General features: G+C 59.1%; 16 protein-coding genes. 13 read left to right on the top strand and 3 right to left on the bottom strand.

Annotated features, from left to right (window positions below; all coding sequences use genetic code 11):
- Positions 1–175 precede the first annotated feature (175 nt).
- From H035_RS20420 to H035_RS20415, 9 genes are all read left to right on the top strand, one after another.
- On the top strand, positions 176–409 hold the full coding sequence (locus tag H035_RS20420) for a hypothetical protein (RefSeq protein ID WP_022950103.1): 234 nt from the start codon (positions 176–178) through the stop codon (positions 407–409).
- A 111-nt stretch (positions 410–520) separates the two neighbouring features.
- On the top strand, positions 521–715 hold the full coding sequence (locus H035_RS0116700) for a heavy metal translocating P-type ATPase metal-binding domain-containing protein (RefSeq protein ID WP_022950102.1): 195 nt from the start codon (positions 521–523) through the stop codon (positions 713–715).
- 23 nt (positions 716–738) lie between these two features.
- Positions 739–1,161 carry a hypothetical protein gene (locus H035_RS0116695; protein ID WP_022950101.1) on the top strand — a complete coding sequence of 141 codons (423 nt, stop codon included), beginning with the start codon at positions 739–741 and terminating at the stop codon, positions 1,159–1,161.
- Between the two features lie 3 nt (positions 1,162–1,164).
- On the top strand, positions 1,165–1,758 hold the full coding sequence (locus H035_RS0116690) for a hypothetical protein (RefSeq protein ID WP_022950100.1): 594 nt from the start codon (positions 1,165–1,167) through the stop codon (positions 1,756–1,758).
- Positions 1,759–1,814: 56 nt separating this feature from the next.
- Positions 1,815–4,199: a heavy metal translocating P-type ATPase gene (locus H035_RS0116685; RefSeq protein WP_407635343.1), complete on the top strand. Its 2,385-nt coding sequence runs from the start codon at positions 1,815–1,817 to the stop codon at positions 4,197–4,199.
- 98 nt (positions 4,200–4,297) lie between these two features.
- Positions 4,298–5,035, top strand: a complete 738-nt coding sequence (locus H035_RS0116680; RefSeq protein ID WP_161624042.1) for a DUF3450 domain-containing protein — start codon at positions 4,298–4,300, stop codon at positions 5,033–5,035.
- 293 nt (positions 5,036–5,328) lie between these two features.
- Positions 5,329–6,270 carry an IS110 family RNA-guided transposase gene (locus H035_RS0116670; protein ID WP_026596750.1) on the top strand — a complete coding sequence of 314 codons (942 nt, stop codon included), beginning with the start codon at positions 5,329–5,331 and terminating at the stop codon, positions 6,268–6,270.
- Between the two features lie 132 nt (positions 6,271–6,402).
- The gene (locus tag H035_RS0116665) at positions 6,403–7,005 is read left to right on the top strand and encodes a hypothetical protein (RefSeq protein WP_022950097.1); all 603 of its coding nucleotides are present in this window, start codon (positions 6,403–6,405) and stop codon (positions 7,003–7,005) included.
- Positions 7,006–7,258: 253 nt separating this feature from the next.
- Positions 7,259–8,095 carry an N-acetylmuramoyl-L-alanine amidase gene (locus H035_RS20415; RefSeq protein ID WP_235044667.1) on the top strand — a complete coding sequence of 279 codons (837 nt, stop codon included), beginning with the start codon at positions 7,259–7,261 and terminating at the stop codon, positions 8,093–8,095.
- A 134-nt stretch (positions 8,096–8,229) separates the two neighbouring features.
- Here the strand turns inward: H035_RS20415 and galU are convergent, their stop codons facing one another.
- The 3 genes from galU to uvrB form a co-directional block, all read right to left on the bottom strand.
- Entirely contained in the window at positions 8,230–9,099 is an 870-nt protein-coding gene (galU, locus tag H035_RS0116655) for a UTP--glucose-1-phosphate uridylyltransferase GalU (protein WP_022950095.1), read from the bottom strand.
- Positions 9,089–9,730 carry an adenylyl-sulfate kinase gene (cysC, locus tag H035_RS0116650; protein ID WP_022950094.1) on the bottom strand — a complete coding sequence of 214 codons (642 nt, stop codon included), beginning with the start codon at positions 9,728–9,730 and terminating at the stop codon, positions 9,089–9,091. The genes galU and cysC overlap by 11 nt, the downstream gene beginning before the upstream one ends.
- An 82-nt stretch (positions 9,731–9,812) precedes the next feature.
- Positions 9,813–11,861 (bottom strand): excinuclease ABC subunit UvrB, encoded by a 2,049-nt coding sequence (gene uvrB / locus H035_RS0116645; RefSeq protein WP_051149900.1) that lies wholly within the window; start codon positions 11,859–11,861, stop codon positions 9,813–9,815.
- A 272-nt stretch (positions 11,862–12,133) separates the two neighbouring features.
- On the opposite strand from uvrB, the gene H035_RS0116640 reads away from it, so the two are divergent.
- The 4 genes from H035_RS0116640 (at position 12,134) to H035_RS0116625 (ending at position 15,497) form a co-directional block, all read left to right on the top strand.
- Positions 12,134–13,318: a pyridoxal phosphate-dependent aminotransferase gene (locus H035_RS0116640; protein WP_022950092.1), complete on the top strand. Its 1,185-nt coding sequence runs from the start codon at positions 12,134–12,136 to the stop codon at positions 13,316–13,318.
- Between the two features lie 391 nt (positions 13,319–13,709).
- The gene (locus tag H035_RS20410; protein ID WP_022950091.1) at positions 13,710–14,477 is read left to right on the top strand and encodes a hypothetical protein; all 768 of its coding nucleotides are present in this window, start codon (positions 13,710–13,712) and stop codon (positions 14,475–14,477) included.
- Between the two features lie 59 nt (positions 14,478–14,536).
- Positions 14,537–15,007, top strand: coding sequence for a hypothetical protein (locus H035_RS0116630; RefSeq protein WP_022950090.1), 471 nt, complete (start codon positions 14,537–14,539; stop codon positions 15,005–15,007).
- A gap of 1 nt (position 15,008) precedes the next feature.
- On the top strand, positions 15,009–15,497 hold the full coding sequence (locus H035_RS0116625; RefSeq protein ID WP_022950089.1) for a TlpA family protein disulfide reductase: 489 nt from the start codon (positions 15,009–15,011) through the stop codon (positions 15,495–15,497).
- Positions 15,498–15,533 lie beyond the last annotated feature (36 nt).

Raw genomic sequence — 15,533 nt, 5'->3', positions numbered from 1 at the left:
GGTCGTGACTGGAAATGAATAACTGCGGCATATCACACACCTCTGTGTGATATGCCGCAGTTTTGACCGATGAGTGGCTTAAAACGATATGAAATTTGTTGTTTTTCAGAGTTTTAATAAATTGGCACAAATTATGCTAAATATCAATCGGCAATCTGGTTACGAGGTGTTTATTATGAGCGAAAAAGCATTGGTCCAGTCTTCTCAATACGACGGTGGCGCATTGTTGTTAAGTACCGGCCTGACCGTGGCGGCCTTGATTCTGGTGCCGGCCATGGCGAGTCGGCTGGGCATGGGGGCGGCCTTGACCGGCGCCATGCGGATGGCGCTCATGCGCGCCTCGAGTCGGGCGGTTAGCAACGGCAAGGGCGAGGAATGCGGCGATGTAGGCGGCTTCAGCTGTCATTGATCGATTCCGGATCATATCGGATAGGGCGCCAAGGAGGGTGCCCCTTTTTTTATTGCTCGATAATGAAGTGCTAAAATCGGCGAGCCATTCATCGACAAGTATTGGATATCAATGAGTGAAGACAAGCGCAGTTGCGACCTTTGCGGCTTGCCGGTGGAAATCCCCGATTTCCGCCTTCAAACCAAGAATGGAGTCAAGCAGTTTTGTTGTGAGGGTTGCTTGGGAATTTATCGTATGCTACATGAGAACGAAATCGTCGAGGAGCCGGAAGAATCCTCTTCACAGGCTCCCGATGCCGGTTCCTGAAGAAAACCGTTAGGAGTATAACCATGGCCCATGTACACGGCGACAAAAAGAAAATGGTGGAGGCTGCCGCCCACGCGGCGGGTGGCGCGATGCGGGGGCCTGGTCCCCACGGACCCATGATGGGAGAAATGATGGGGCCGTCCCCCATGATGCATGGCGCCACCCATTCCATGAAAACCGCTGCCAAAGGCGCCGCCGTTACGGCCGGTGTCACCAAAGGAGGATCGTTAATGAGCAGATTGTACCGTCATCCCTGGCTAATGTTCGGCCTCGGCGTTGCCGCCGGTGTGGTGGTGTACCGCTATCGCAAGGAGATCATCGCCACCACCCTGCAAGCGGGAGAAAAAAGCAGGGATTTCGTCCTTCAGCAAAGGGAATCCCTGGAAGACATCGTGGCTGAAAGCCAGGAAGAAGGCGGCGAAAAGGGGCCTGGAGGAAAAAAATAAACCTTGATTATTACCCGTCGGATTATTCTTCGCTACCGGGCGCCGGGGCATGTGCGCTTTCAGCTTCCGCCGGAATTGTGCCGGCCGGAGGCCGCCGCGCTCTTGATCGCGGAACTGCGGGCGTTGGACGGCGTCTACCGGGTGGTTCGGCGCGGCAACAAGCTGTCGGTTCGCTACCAGGAAGCATTCTGCGCCTACCCTCGGTTCACCCGCCGCTTCCATGCGATCGTTACCCGTTTGGAACAGCAGGGACAACTTAAACCCCGTCCTCCGGTACCGCGTCCTTCCCCCTTGGTGCGGATCAAGCAGACCCCTCTCGTCCGCTGGTTCCGGGAGAAGGTCGAGGCAGTACGGGAGACCTTCACCGCCTTCGGTATCTTGGCCCGACGGGGGTGGCAGGGCGGTCCGAAGTTTCTCCACGATCCCAAGGAATTCGCCTTCGAATTCGCCAACGATGTCCTGGTGCTCTATCTCATCAAGATGCACTGGCACCGGATCGTCACCCAATGGCTGCCCAATCCCATCAAGCACCGCTACGAGTGGGCGGCAGTGTTTTATCTGACCTATTTGCTGGTTCGTTCCCGCCTGCCTAAATAATGACTCCCGAGCATTTTTCAATCGTCCACCGGTTGCGCCGCAGGATCCGGATCGTGGTGCCTGCACTGAAAAACGATCCGGAAAAAACCTATCTGTTCGAAATTCTGCTTGCCAAGCGCGATGGCATCAAACAGGTCAAAGCGGTGCCCGCCATCGGTTCGGTGACCGTCTGGTTCGATCCCCAGGCGCTGCCCTTGGCCGCGCTTGTCAAGATTTGCGACGCGCTGCTGGAAAATCTCGCCGCCGCGAAGACCGGCATGTTCCAAGGCATCGAAGAAGTCGATCCGGATGCCCCGACGGTGGAGGCACAATTCGCCGTGGAAGGGATGACCTGCGCCTCCTGCGCCCTGTTGATCGAAATGCTCCTTCGGCGCGATCCGCGCATCCGCGAGGTCAACGTCAACTTCGCCGCCGAGACGGCGCAAGTCGTCGGCGTCCTGACCAAGGAGGAAGTCTACCGGCAAGTGCGAAAACTGGGTTACCGGGCCCTTCCGTTGGACAACCTCACCCAGCGCAAGCTGCTGATGGAAAGGGAGCATCGGCGGATCAAGGAATCCCGGCGCCGCTTCGTATGGGCGGCAGTGCTCAGCACTCCGGCGATCCTCATCGCCATGGCCATGCCCAAGCGGCGGATTTGGCACTGGATTCAGTTTCTCCTCACCACGCCGGTGGTTTTCATCAGCGGCCGGTCGTTTTTCCAAAAAGCCTGGGCGTTGGCCAAGCGGAAATCGGCCAATATGGACAGCCTGGTGGCCTTGGGTACCGGGGCGGCTTACGGTTACAGCGTGCCCGCCTTGCTCTTGAGTCGATCCGGGGGGTTATATTTCGAGGCCGCCGCGGGAATCATCACCTTCGTGTTGTTGGGCCGCTATCTGGAAGAAAAGGCCAAAGGCCAGGCTCACGAAGCGGTCTACAAGCTCATCGATCTCCAGCCCCAGACCGCCACCCGCCTCGAAAACGGCAAGGAGAAAGTCATCCCCATCGAGGAGGTGCGTCTCGACGATCTGCTCTTGGTGCGTCCCGGTGAGCGCATTCCCACCGACGGGATCGTGCTCGAGGGCGCCACCACGGTGGACGAGTCCATGCTCACCGGCGAATCCATGCCGGTGGTGAAAAATGCCGGTGATAAAGTGATCGGCGGCTGCATCAACGGGCCGGGCGCGTTTCGATTCAAGGTGACGGCGGTGGGGCCGGATACGGTCCTGGCCGGGATCGTCCATTTGGTGGATCAGGCGCAAGCTTCGAAACTGCCGATTCAGAAGACGGTGGATCGCATCTCGTCGGTGTTCGTCCCTTCGGTGATGGGAATCGCCGGTTTGACCTTCGGTGGATGGCTGCTCAAGAGCGCTCGGTTTGCTCCCGCCCTCGGCAACACCATCGCGGTTCTGCTCATCGCCTGTCCCTGCGCCCTGGGGCTTGCGACCCCGGCGGCGATCATGGTCGGCACCGGCCAAGCCGCCCGCCGCGGCATCTATATCAAAAACGGCGAAAGTCTGGAGTTGGCCGCCCATCTCTCCGCCATCGTTTTCGACAAGACCGGCACCATCACCGAGGGCCGGCCGGAAGTGACCGATTTCATCAATCTCTCCGATTGGGAACGAACCGCCTTACTGGCTTGGACCGCGGCGGCGGAGATCAATTCGGAACATTTCCTGGCCCGCGCCATCGTGGAAAAGGCCGAACAGGAAGGGGTTCGAATACCGGCGGCGATGGATTTCGAGGCGGTTCCGGGAGAAGGGGTTCGGGCTCGGGTCGAAAATCGCGAGATTATGATCGGCAATCAAGCGTGGATGAACCGCCATGAGGTGCTCTTGGCGGGGCTGGAAAATCGGGTGGAAAAGCTCAGCGAGGTAGGTAAAACACCGGTTTACGTGGCTTTGGATCGCCGGCCGGCGGCCTTGATCGGCATCGCCGACCAACCGCGTCCGAATGCCAAGGCGGCGATCGATCGCCTCCATCGAATGGGGGTGAAAACCATGATGGTCACCGGAGACGTGGCAACCACCGCCCGCTTCATCGCCCGTCAGGTGGGGATCGGAGAGGTCATCGCCGGCGCCAAGCCCGACGATAAGCTGGCGGAGATCCGCCAATTGCAGCGTCAAGGAGAAAATGTCGGCATGATCGGCGACGGTATCAACGACGCTCCCGCCTTGGCGGCGGCGGACGTGAGCTTTGCCGTCGGCAGCGGCACCGACATCGCCATCGACGCGTCCGATATCACCCTCGTTCAAGGCGACATCGAAAAAGTGGCCGATGCCATCGAGATTTCCGCCTTCACTCTCAAAGTCATCCGCCAGAACCTGTTCTGGGCATTCGGTTATAACACCGTGGCGATACCGGTGGCGGCCATGGGCAGACTCAGCCCGATGATCGCTTCCGGAGCCATGGCGTTGAGTTCGGTCTCGGTGGTGGCCAATTCGTTACGGTTGCAGCGCAAATGATCACGTATCGGTCAGTTGGGAGAAGGGTTGCGGGTGATTGGGTCGGAGGACGCCGTGAACCCACGCCCAAGCCACCCGCAACCCCCATTGTTTTGATTTTGACACTGATTTTTCCGGCCTGGCCGACACCCGCCGACTCAGCCCAAGTGGATCGAGCCATCCAGCAACAGGTGAACACTCAAAAACAGGCCGCCGGGGTGCAAACCAAAATCGATTCCCTCGACGATGAAACCCGAAGAATGGTCGAGGAATACCGCGCCAACTTGGCCGAATTGGATGAACTGACCCGTTATAACGATCAATTGGATAAGCTGTTGGCCGATCAGGCCACGGAACTCTCGCGCAGAGAGGCGCAGCTCGAGGAACTGGAAACGCTCAAGCAGAAGCTGTTCCCCTTTCTCTTAGAGATGCTCGCGGCGCTGGAGAAAGTCGTCGAAGTGGATACGCCCTTTCTGCCCCAGGAACGGCTGGAACGGGTGCGGTCATTGCGTGAGCTGATGAACCGCGCCGACGTGGCGTTGCCGGAAAAATACCGCCGCCTGATGGAGGCTTTCCGAATAGAAGCCCAATACGGCCACAACATCGAAACCTACGAGGGACCCTTGGCCGACAATGGCAAAACGCGCACGGTGCGTTTTCTGCGCTTCGGGCGGGTGGGGCTCTATTATCTGACCCTGGATGGTCTCGAAGCCGGCGTGTGGGAGGAAGCCACGCGCAGTTGGCGGGTACTGGATCGAGATTATCTACGTTCCTTGGACCATGCCATGCGGATCGCCGCCAAGCAGGCGCCGCCGAATCTGGTGACCTTGCCGGTACCTGCACCGGAGGCGCCATGAGTGGCGGGTGGAAACAGGCGGGGGAAGAACGTTCGCCTCATAGAGTCGGTTTCAAAGCTCGTGTGGGGGTCAGGGTAATCGCGAATGCCATCATCTCCCTTGTATGTTTTGTGTTGCTGGACAGTGGTTGTTTGAGTAGGTTTATGTCTGGCCCGGTGCGGCAGTTCGAAACTCCCTTGGGACACCAAGCCCGTGGGAGAGCGATGAGCGTCGCACCGGTTTTCATGGATAACCCGGACGGTTGCTTGGGCAGATAAGCCCGTATTTTTGCAAGGTTGGGAATCATGAACGAAATGAATGCAGAACAGTTTGTTGGTATTGACGTGTCGAAAGCGACGCTGGATGGGGCGGTCGAGCCTCAAGGTCAGGTATGGCAGGTGGCCTACGATGCCAAGGGGATCGATCAGCTGGTTTTGCAATTGCAAGAGATCGGGCCGACCTTGATCGTCATCGAGGCCACCGGTGGTTTGGAAACCCAGATTGCATCTGCCTTGGCGGGCAAGGGATTGCCGGTGGCGGTGGTCAATCCGCGCCAGGTGCGCGACTTTGCCAAGGCCAGTGGCCGGCTGGCCAAGACCGATCGGGTGGATGCCGGAGTGCTGGCGGCGTTTGCCCGGGCCATCCGTCCCCAGGCGCGCCCGCTCAAGGATGCGGACACCCGCGCGTTGGACGATCTGGTGGATCGGCGGCGGCAGTTGATCGGCATCCGGGTTCAAGAGGTCCTCCGATTGAAGGGAGCCACGACGAAACCGCTGCAAACCAGTCTGAAAAAGCATATCGCCTGGCTGGACAAGCAGATTGACCAGAACGACCGGGACCTGACCCGGCGGTTGCGCGAGTCGGACGCCTGGCGGGCCAAGGACGATCTGCTCAAGAGCATTCCCGGCGTCGGTTCAGTGACCATTGTCACGTTGCTGGCAAAATGCCCGGAGTTGGGCACCCTCAACCGGCGCGAGATTGCCGCGCTGGTCGGCGTGGCGCCGATGGCCAACGACAGTGGCCAGTATCGCGGCAAGCGCTTCATCTGGGGCGGTCGCTCCGAGGTTCGCGCCGTGCTATACATGGCCACGATCTCGGCGATACGCTGTAATGCGGTCATCCGCGCCTTTGCAGAACGCCTCAAAAACGCTGGCAAACCGCCCAAGGTCGTCATCGTCGCCTGCATGAGGAAGTTGCTCACCATCATGAATGCCATGTTGAAAAATAATACCCCTTGGCAGCCACAAAACACTTGACTTTAAACACGGTTGCTCTCCCGCTGGCGGGAGAGGGATGGGGTGAGGGTGGTTTAAATCAAAATGCCTTTTATTTCAATTAGATCCAGCCTCTTCCTAACCTTCTCCCGCTGGCGGGAGAAGGGATTCTACTTGAGTCATTCCCGGACGGTCGCGATCGAGCCCCCGGGGATGGGTTCACGGCGTCCCGGAAGGCAGGCCGCCGAACCCCGCTTCATCTCAGGTCGGATTAAGTTTGTAATCAGCCTTTTGATGCTGTTGTGGCTATTTATTGGCAACACGCAACTATCCCGGGCGGCCGAGGTGGTGAGCTTGGAACAGTTGGTCAAAACCATCCGCGAGGAAGGTCTGCTTGAGCGCAAGCATCAACAGGAACGTTTGGAGCGGTTCCTGCGCGAACGCAACCGGCAACGCCAATTATTGGCCGAGATCAGCGCTCAGTTGAGCCGGGAACAGACCAGGGCCGACCAGCTGCGCGCGCAATTCGAAGCCAACGAAGCGCGTTTGGCCGAGATGGAGCGGAAATGGCACCAGCAGGCAGGGGACATGGAAGCGCTTTTTGCTCAGGCCAGCCAGAATGCCACCGCCATCAGTGTACAACAACGAACGACAAACCTCCGATTGGAGCGTGTCAACGGTCTCAATCGGGTCCGCGACACACGCGATCTGCCCGTGGGAACGCGGGTACCCAACCCCGGCCGCAACCTATACGCGACTGTCACCTATGATTTCTAATGGATTGATTCCCCCTCATCCTAGCCTTCTCCCCTGAGGGGAGAAGGGATCCATGCTTTTGCGAGGCTCTTGCCGGCGACAGAAGGGGGAACCAAGAGGGTAGCAAAAGTTTTCGTTCCTTCTCCCGCTGGCGGGAGAAGGTGAGGTTGAGGGTGGATAAGAACAATCATTTATCCTTTTCTCGATAAGGGCGGTTGAGATTTGTTGTAGCATGTCCAAGGTTTCTTGGAACAAATACATTCGTCAGGGGAGAATGATGGTTTTTTCCGTCCGCAATCACCGCCTTTTCCAGGCCGATCGTCAGGTGGATTATCGTCTGACCCCGAACCGCACCCGACGCTTTACGCTCAAACCGGAAGGCATCGTAGTGCATGACACCGCCGGCCGCCTGGACGGGGAGTCGTCGGTGAGGTGGTTTCTCAATCCCGCCGCCAAGGCATCGGCGCATTTGGTGATTGACCACGACGGTGGCGTGGTGCAAATGGCGCCTTTCAACGCAAAGACGTGGCACGCCGGCCGTTCCACACTCAATGGGCGGGATGGGGTCAACAATTTCGCCATTGGCATCGAAATCGTCAATCCGGGGCGGCTGGAGCCGTTGGGCAACGGTCGCTATCGGGCCTGGTTCGGTGAGGTATACGACGATCGGGAATATACCATCATCGAGAAAAGCACTCCGAAACACGACTTCGGTGGCTGGATGGATTACAGCAGCGCTCAGTTGGCCGCAGTGGAGGCGGTCTGCGCCTGCTTGTTCGCCAAGTACGATTTGCGTTGGCTGTGGCCCCATTGGAAAGTGAGTCCGGGGCGTAAAGTAGATACCAACCCGCTATTTCCGCTTTTTCATCTGCAGGCGAAATTGACCGGAAGAGAAAGCGACGACGGCAACGACGGAATCATGCTGGCCAATACCAATCAGCGCCGTTGGCCCTCCTATCACGATAACGTCATCCAAGTCCTTCCCAAGGGGGCGGCGGTGGAGGTGCTGCGCAGCGGCTGGTATCGCAACGGCGACGAGCATGCGCGTTGGTTCCTGGTTTCCTCCGGCGGTCACGAGGGCTGGGTGCATGGTTCGCTGATCGAGGTATGAACACTGTCGGTCCTTGAGGGAAGCAGTCCGACCGCTACCCGTTTGATTTGAAAAGCGACTGCCGGATCGATTTCGATTTTTCCCTGATCTGGCGTTGAATGTTGCCTCCGGTAGAGGCGGTTCGCGAAACGCCCCTACAGATTCAAACTTTTGAGATAAGCCCGAAAATCTTCGGCCAGTTCCGGATGCTGCAGGGCGTGATCGACGGTGGCCTCCAAGTAGCCCAGTTTCGCGCCGCAGTCGTAACGTTTGCCGCTGAAGCGGTGGGCGTAGACCAGTTCGTGTTCGAGCAGTTGGGCGATGGCGTCGGTGAGCTGGATTTCTCCGCCGGCACCGCGACCCACGGTCTCCAACAGGTCGAAGATCCGCGGCGTCAAAATGTACCGGCCCACCACGCCCAGATTGGAGGGGGCTTCCTCGGGTTTGGGTTTTTCCACGATACCTTCCACCCGGGTCACGTTGTCGACCACCTCGGAAGCGGCCACGACGCCGTAGCTTTCACTGGCATCAAGCGGGATTTCCTCTACCGCCAGCACCGAGCGGCCGTGGGATTCGTAGATTTCCACCATTTCCTCCATGCACCCCCGGCCGTTGTTCTCGATCAAGTCGTCGGCGAGCAGGACCGCGAAGGGCTCGTTGCCGATAATCGGCTTTGCGCAAAGCACCGCATGGCCCAATCCGAGCGCCTCGGCCTGGCGGATATAGACGCAATTGACCCCCGCCGGCGGAATGTTGCGCACCAGTTCCAATTTGTCGATTTTGCCGCGGTGCTCCAGTTCGGTTTCCAGTTCGTAGGCTTTGTCGAAATGGTTGCTGATGGCGGTTTTGTTGCGGCCGGTGACGAAAACCATCAACTCGATGCCGGCGGCGGCGGCTTCCTCCACCGCATATTGGATCAAGGGTTTGTCCACCACCGGCAGCATTTCCTTGGGGCTGGCCTTGGTCGCCGGCAGGAAGCGGGTCCCCAAGCCCGCCACGGGAAATACGGCTTTTTTAATTTTCATAGATTCTCTCCCAGCGTTGTTCGGACTCCGGCACCAATGCGATTTTGTCGTGCCGTTCCAGATAGTCTAGGATTTTGCGGGCGCATGTGTCCAAGGAATCCGAGCCGCTTTCGACCATGATTTCGGGATTTTCAGGCGGCTCGTAGGGTGAGGAAATCCCGGTGAAGTTTTTGATTTCCCCCCGCCGGGCCTTTTCATACAAACCCTTCACATCCCGTTGTTCGCATACTTTCAGTGGGGCGGCGCAGTAAATCTCGATGAAATCCCCCTCATCCACCAGCGATCGGACCATTTCCCGATCCCGCCGGAAGGGAGAGATGAAGGCGGTCAGGGCGATTACTCCGGCGTCGATGAACAATTTGCTCATTTCGCCGATGCGGCGGATGTTCTCATGGCGCTCCTCGGGGCTGAAACCCAGGTCCGAGCATAGTCCGTGACGGACATTGTCGCCGTCGAAAACGTAGGTGCGGCAACTGCGTAGATAAAGCAGTTCCTCCACCCGATGGGCGAGGGTGGATTTGCCGGCGCCTGAAAGGCCGGTAAACCATAGGATAAAGCTTCGGTGGCCGTTGATCTGTTCCCGGTCTTGTCGAGAGACGGTCGCTTGATGCCAGCGGATGTGTTTGTCCATGGGTATCAGTATAGGCAAAGTAAACAGGCGGGAGTTAGGATGCCCGCCCGGGGGAAATTTGACAAGTTATTTGGGGTGTTACTTAGCCCGACAGAGTAAAGCGTTCTCTCAGCGCGGCGATCTCGTCGCGGAGCTTGGCCGCCTGCTCGAATTCCAGCTCGCGCGCGTGCCGGTACATTTCTTCCTCCAGCCGTTTGATGTGTTTCGCCGCCTCCACCGGAGACTTGAGTTCGGCGGCGTATGCGGCTTTTTTCTCGGCCACCTTGGCTTTGGGCTTTTGCGGACCGCGTCCCGGGACCGGCAACTCCAGAATATCGGTCATAGAGCGGGTAGTGCTTTTGGGTGTGATGCCGTGGTGCCGGTTGTGCTCGATCTGCTTGGCTCGGCGGCGCTCGGTCTCATCGATGGCCTGGCGGATGGATTTAGTCAGGGTGTCGGCGTACAGGATCGCTTTCCCTTGCACATTGCGCGCGGCGCGGCCGATGGTCTGGATGAGGGAGACGGTGGAGCGCAGGAAGCCTTCCTTGTCGGCGTCGAGGATCGCCACCAGCGAGACCTCCGGCATGTCGAGTCCTTCGCGCAGCAGGTTGATGCCCACCAGTACGTCGAATTCGCCGCGCCGGAGATCCTGGATGATTTCCACCCGCTCCACGGTGTCGATGTCCGAGTGCAGGTAACGGACCCGGACCCCGTGTTCCATCAGATAATCGGTCAAATCCTCGGCCATCCGCTTGGTCAGGGTGGTGACCAGCACCCGTTCGTCTTTGGCCGCGCGCAGGCTGATTTCCGACAACAGGTCGTCCACCTGGGTGAGGACGGGGCGGACCTCCACTTCCGGGTCCACCAGGCCGGTGGGGCGGACCACCTGTTCCACCACCGCGCCGGAGTGCTCGCGCTCGTAGGCGGCGGGGGTGGCGGAAACGTAAATCCGCTGCGGCGCGCGCGCGTCGAATTCCTCGAAAGTCAGGGGGCGGTTGTCGAGGGCCGAGGGCAGGCGGAAGCCGTAGTTCACCAGGGTCTCCTTGCGCGACCGGTCGCCCCGGTACATGGCCCGCAGTTGGGGGAGGGTGACGTGGCTTTCGTCGACGAACACGATGCCGTCGTCCGGCAGGTAATCGAACAGGGTCGGCGGCGGTTCGCCGGGGCCGCGCCCGGACAGGTGGCGGGAGTAGTTCTCGATGCCGGAGCAGTAGCCCACCTCCAGAATCATTTCCAGATCGAAGCGGGTCCGTTGTTCCAGGCGTTGGGCCTCCACCAGCTTGTTTTCCTCGCGCAATATCTTGAGATGCAGGCGCAGTTCCTCGCGGATCGCGTCCACCGCTTTGAGCAGCGTCTCGCGGGGGGTGACGTAGTGGGTCTTGGGATAGACCGTGTAGCGCGCCACCGGACAGAAGACTTCGCCGGTGAGGGGATCGAACAGGCTCAAGCGTTCGATCTCGTCGTCGAACAGTTCCACCCGGAGGGCTTCCTTTTCCGATTCGGCCGGGAAGATGTCGATCACGTCGCCGCGCACCCGGAAGGTACCGCGCCTGAGTTCCGTGTCGTTGCGCATATACTGCAGCTCCACCAGCCGCCGCACTATCTGGCGCTGATCGAGCAGGTCGCCGCGCACCAGATGCAGCACCATCTGGAAATAGGAGGCCGGCTCGCCCAAGCCGTAAATCGAGGAGACGGTGGCCACGATCACGGTGTCGCGCCGCTCCAGCAGCGCCTTGGTGGCCGACAGGCGCATCTGTTCGATGTGCTCGTTGAGGGAAGCGTCCTTTTCGATATAGGTATCGGAGGCGGGCAAATAGGCCTCCGGTTGATAGTAATCGTAATAGGATACGAAGTATTCCACCGAATTTTCCGGGAAAAAGGTTTTCATCTCCCCGTAGAGTTGGGCGGCGAGGGTTTTGTTGGGCGCCAGCACCAGAGCGGGACGCTGCATTTGCTCGACGATGTGCGCCATGGTGAAGGTCTTGCCGCTGCCGGTGACCCCGAGCAGGGTTTGATGGAGTTCGCCGTGATTCAACCCTTCCACCAGGCGGCGGATGGCCTCGGGCTGGTCGCCGGCGGGCCGATAGGGACTGTGGATCTTGAACTTTTTCGCCGCGGAAGGATTCAGCGGGCCTTGGCCTTCGGTTATCATGTTCGGGGTGTCATGGCTGGTGTCCTGGGTAGCGGTATCCAAGGATTTTCGGTAGAGAGAACGGCGCGAGCCGATTTCCGTGGAGTTCATGGCGTACCTCCCTGGACGCCATCCTGCGGGCGCGCTGAAGCGCGTGAAAATTCTCTATTTCGATCATGTTTCATAGGGATACTGACTCTGCGTTAAGTTTTTCGCGAAGTATGTCGTCTGCCCGGGCACCGGTCCGTAAAATTATCTCGTGATTTCTATCTATTAAACAGCAGGCAGTTTCCATGACCATATCACTTTCCCAACGCGTCAATCGCATCAAACCTTCTCCCACCCTGGCGATCACCGCCCGCGCCGCGGCGATGCGCGCCGAGGGCCACGACGTGATCGGCCTGGGCGCCGGGGAGCCGGATTTCGATACCCCCGAGCATATCAAGCAGGCCGCCATCGAGGCCATCCGTGCCGGGATGACCAAATACACGCCGGTGGACGGGATTCCTTCTTTGAAACAGGCGGTGGCCGACAAGTTCCGCCGCGACAACGGCTTGGAATACCAGACCGATCAAATCCTGGTTTCCTGCGGGGGCAAGCAGAGCTTCTATAATCTGGCCCAGGCCATGCTGGACGAAGGCGACGAAGTGATCATCCCCGCGCCTTACTGGGTGTCCTATCCCGACATGGCGCTTCTGGCCGGAGCCACCCCTGTCTTCATCGAGGCGGGCCAAGCGCAGGCATTCAAGATCACGCCCGAGCAACTGGAGGCGGCGATCACGGCCCGCACCAAACTGTTCGTCATCAACAGCCCCTCCAACCCCACCGGCAAGCTCTACACGAAGGAAGAATTCGCCGCGCTGGGGGAAGTATTGCTCAAGCATCCCCGAGTGGCCATCGCCACCGACGACATGTACGAACACATCGTTTGGGAGGAGGGGAGTTTCTGCAATATCCTCAACGCCTGTCCGGATCTGTCCGATCGTACCTTCGTTCTCAATGGCATTTCCAAGGCCTACTCCATGACCGGTTGGCGGATCGGTTACGCGGCGGGTCCCAAGGAAGTCATCGGGGCGATGAAGAAGATCCAGTCCCAGAGCACCTCCAATCCCGCTTCCATCTCCCAGGCCGCCGCCGTCGCCGCGCTGGAAGGGGATCAAAGCTGTATCGGAAGGATGGTCGAGGCCTTCAAGCAGCGCCACGATTTCGTGGTCGGGGCCCTCAACCAAATTCCCGGGATCGATTGCCTGCCGGCGGAGGGCGCGTTCTACCTGTTTCCCAAGGTCGCCGGAATGATCGAACGCTTGGGTCTCGAGGACGACTTGGCGCTTTCCGAGTACCTGATCGAAAAGGCCGGCGTCGCCCTGGTCCCCGGAACCGCCTTCGGCGCCCCGGGTCATGTCCGTCTGTCCATCGCCACCAGCATGGAAAATCTGGAAAACGCGGTGGATCGGATCGGAAAGACCGCAAACGGCTGAACCATTCGGCCAGCATTCCTCGATACCGGCCCGATTCCGGGCCGGTTTTCCTGCTTTCACCTTCCTCAGTGCATCCTGCCGGGCCCGAAGGTCTGCGATTGGTCCCGAAAGATGCCCGTCGACCCTCGCTGTGACGTCAACGGAACTTAATCCTCCCTTGCCGGAAATCCAACTGTGTGAAATGCCGCACTAGTGTGTGAAATGCCGCACTTTTTTGACCGGCTTTTAATGTAAATCATTGTTATTTTTGATTGGCATTTGGTTTGCAAGCTCTACTTAGAGCTTGTGCTGCCTTGCTCATAATAATCAAGGATAAGAAGCAAGCGCCCGGCCCGCCTCGGAATCGAGGTGCGGCATATCACACACTTTTCATTTCCCGGAGGAATCAACTATGACAACCCAAAATTACAGAGCCGTTAAAATCGGTGTTGTGCTGGCGGCCTCGGCCTTTTTTATCCAGGGAGCGCTGGCGCATACCCGGCTGGACAATCCGGTGGTGCAGGAAAGCACGTCCGCCCACGGCACTTACGACACCGCCGTGGTGATTCCCCACGGCTGCGACGGCAATCCGGTGATCGGCAACGTCTTCGTCATGCCCGATCAGACCGATTCGATCGTGCAAACATCGACCGACGGGTTCGAAACTTTTGAAACCAGCGGCCAAACCGCCGCGGATTTTGTCGCCGCAGGCGGATTCATCCGCTTGATCAAAAGCAATGACGTGTTCGCGAAGTCCGGTCTCATCAGCGATACGGTGGGCAACCCGGTCGGTTTTTGGGCCGCGGACGGGGAGTTGCCCGCTTCCAATTGGGTGGGCAAGCTACCGCTGCGCATTTCCTCGGTGGATATTCAGGACGAATCCTGCGCCAACAGCGTGAACTTGGTTCCCGCCATCGCCAACGTGTGTCAGTTGAGCTCCGTCGAGGGATTCGGTGATGGAGTCGTGGATTTGTGGACCGCCCCCGATGCCGGCTCTTCCTTCGATGCGCCGGATTGGTCCTATCCGGCCTCATTCACGGTTGAGCGCGATCTGGAGAACAGCCCGCTTCCCGAAAGCTGCGGAAACGGCTTCGATGTGAGAATATTCCCCTCGGCGACGCAGCTCGATCGCGACATGCCGGTTGAAATGAACGGCCAACGGATATGGCCGCAACCGTAAGCGGGTCATCGGGTGGAGCGGGGCTCCACCCGCCCCTTGTCCCAAGAAGAGGTGAGTGAATGAAAACGATATGGCCGGGCAGACCGATTGCCCGATGGTTGACGGGGGTGGTCGCTTTGTTTGCGGCGACCGCCCAGGCGCATACAGGCGGGACGGTTCTCGATCCCGGTGGCGCGAACCCCCATGCCACCGATATGGCGGACATCAGTTGTTCTTCCAGCGATAATTTACCTCCGACGGCGAAGCTGTTCGCCCGGGTTAAGGATCAGTCCCCGCCCGAGGCGGGACTCTTGGTGAACATGCAAATTATCAAAGGTCGCCAGGCGATCAGCGTGACCGACGAGTTTTCCGGCGACGGCGAATTCAGCGCCCCGGTGGAGCTGTTCGGCGGGAGCGGCACGTATACGATGTTGGTCGACAAGACCGGTTTGGGGCCTCGATCCTTCGAGGTGGAATGGCATTGCATGTCGGAAAACAATATTCATACCGGCACCGACATCACCATCAGACAGATCGATACCCCCCAGTAACATGCGGTGGATTGTGCTTTTGATGATCGGCTTGAGCGGTTACGCCCAGGCTGCCCCCTTGCCCGACTGTACCCTGACCTCCCTGGACGGCGGGGAGAGCCGCCAGTTGCGAGAGATCCAGCAAGGCAAGGTGTTGTATGTGGATTTTTGGGCTTCCTGGTGCACCTCGTGCGCTCATGCCTTCAAATTCTTGAACGACCTGGAAAGCGATCTGCAGGACCGGGGGTTTGCCGTCATCGGGGTGAATCTGGACGAGAACCGGACCGATGCCGAAAATTTCCTGGAACGATTCCCGCCCCGGTTCACCGTGCTCGCCGATGCGGAGGCGCAATGCGCCAAGGATTTCGGCGTGCAGGGGATGCCCGCGTCCTATCTAATCGACCGCACCGGCGAGGTTCGCTATCGGCATTTGGGCTTCCGGTCGGGGGACGCGGATGAACTGCGCCGCGCGATCGAGAAACTGGTGGCCGAGCCGTCGCCGGACGGTTGATTGTTTCCCTGCATGATAAATACTCAGGCCCTCCCT

Origin of the sequence: Methylohalobius crimeensis 10Ki, from assembly GCF_000421465.1 — a bacterium.
GTDB classification, from domain to species: Bacteria; Pseudomonadota; Gammaproteobacteria; order Methylococcales; family Methylothermaceae; genus Methylohalobius; species Methylohalobius crimeensis.
This window is presented reverse-complemented; position numbering and strand designations above follow the sequence as displayed.

What these genes read in the sequence shown, in the direction of transcription:
- uvrB (WP_051149900.1), bottom strand. Translation starts at nt 11,861, where the DNA reads ATGATAACCGAAGGCCAAGGCCCGCTGAATCCTTCCGCGGCGAAAAAG.
- H035_RS0116625 (WP_022950089.1), top strand. Translation starts at nt 15,009, where the DNA reads ATGCGGTGGATTGTGCTTTTGATGATCGGCTTGAGCGGTTACGCCCAG.
- H035_RS0116670 (WP_026596750.1), top strand. Translation starts at nt 5,329, where the DNA reads ATGAATGCAGAACAGTTTGTTGGTATTGACGTGTCGAAAGCGACGCTG.
- H035_RS0116700 (WP_022950102.1), top strand. Translation starts at nt 521, where the DNA reads ATGAGTGAAGACAAGCGCAGTTGCGACCTTTGCGGCTTGCCGGTGGAA.
- cysC (WP_022950094.1), bottom strand. Translation starts at nt 9,730, where the DNA reads ATGGACAAACACATCCGCTGGCATCAAGCGACCGTCTCTCGACAAGAC.
- H035_RS20410 (WP_022950091.1), top strand. Translation starts at nt 13,710, where the DNA reads ATGACAACCCAAAATTACAGAGCCGTTAAAATCGGTGTTGTGCTGGCG.
- H035_RS0116630 (WP_022950090.1), top strand. Translation starts at nt 14,537, where the DNA reads ATGAAAACGATATGGCCGGGCAGACCGATTGCCCGATGGTTGACGGGG.
- H035_RS20420 (WP_022950103.1), top strand. Translation starts at nt 176, where the DNA reads ATGAGCGAAAAAGCATTGGTCCAGTCTTCTCAATACGACGGTGGCGCA.
- galU (WP_022950095.1), bottom strand. Translation starts at nt 9,099, where the DNA reads ATGAAAATTAAAAAAGCCGTATTTCCCGTGGCGGGCTTGGGGACCCGC.
- H035_RS0116695 (WP_022950101.1), top strand. Translation starts at nt 739, where the DNA reads ATGGCCCATGTACACGGCGACAAAAAGAAAATGGTGGAGGCTGCCGCC.
- H035_RS0116640 (WP_022950092.1), top strand. Translation starts at nt 12,134, where the DNA reads ATGACCATATCACTTTCCCAACGCGTCAATCGCATCAAACCTTCTCCC.
- H035_RS20415 (WP_235044667.1), top strand. Translation starts at nt 7,259, where the DNA reads ATGATGGTTTTTTCCGTCCGCAATCACCGCCTTTTCCAGGCCGATCGT.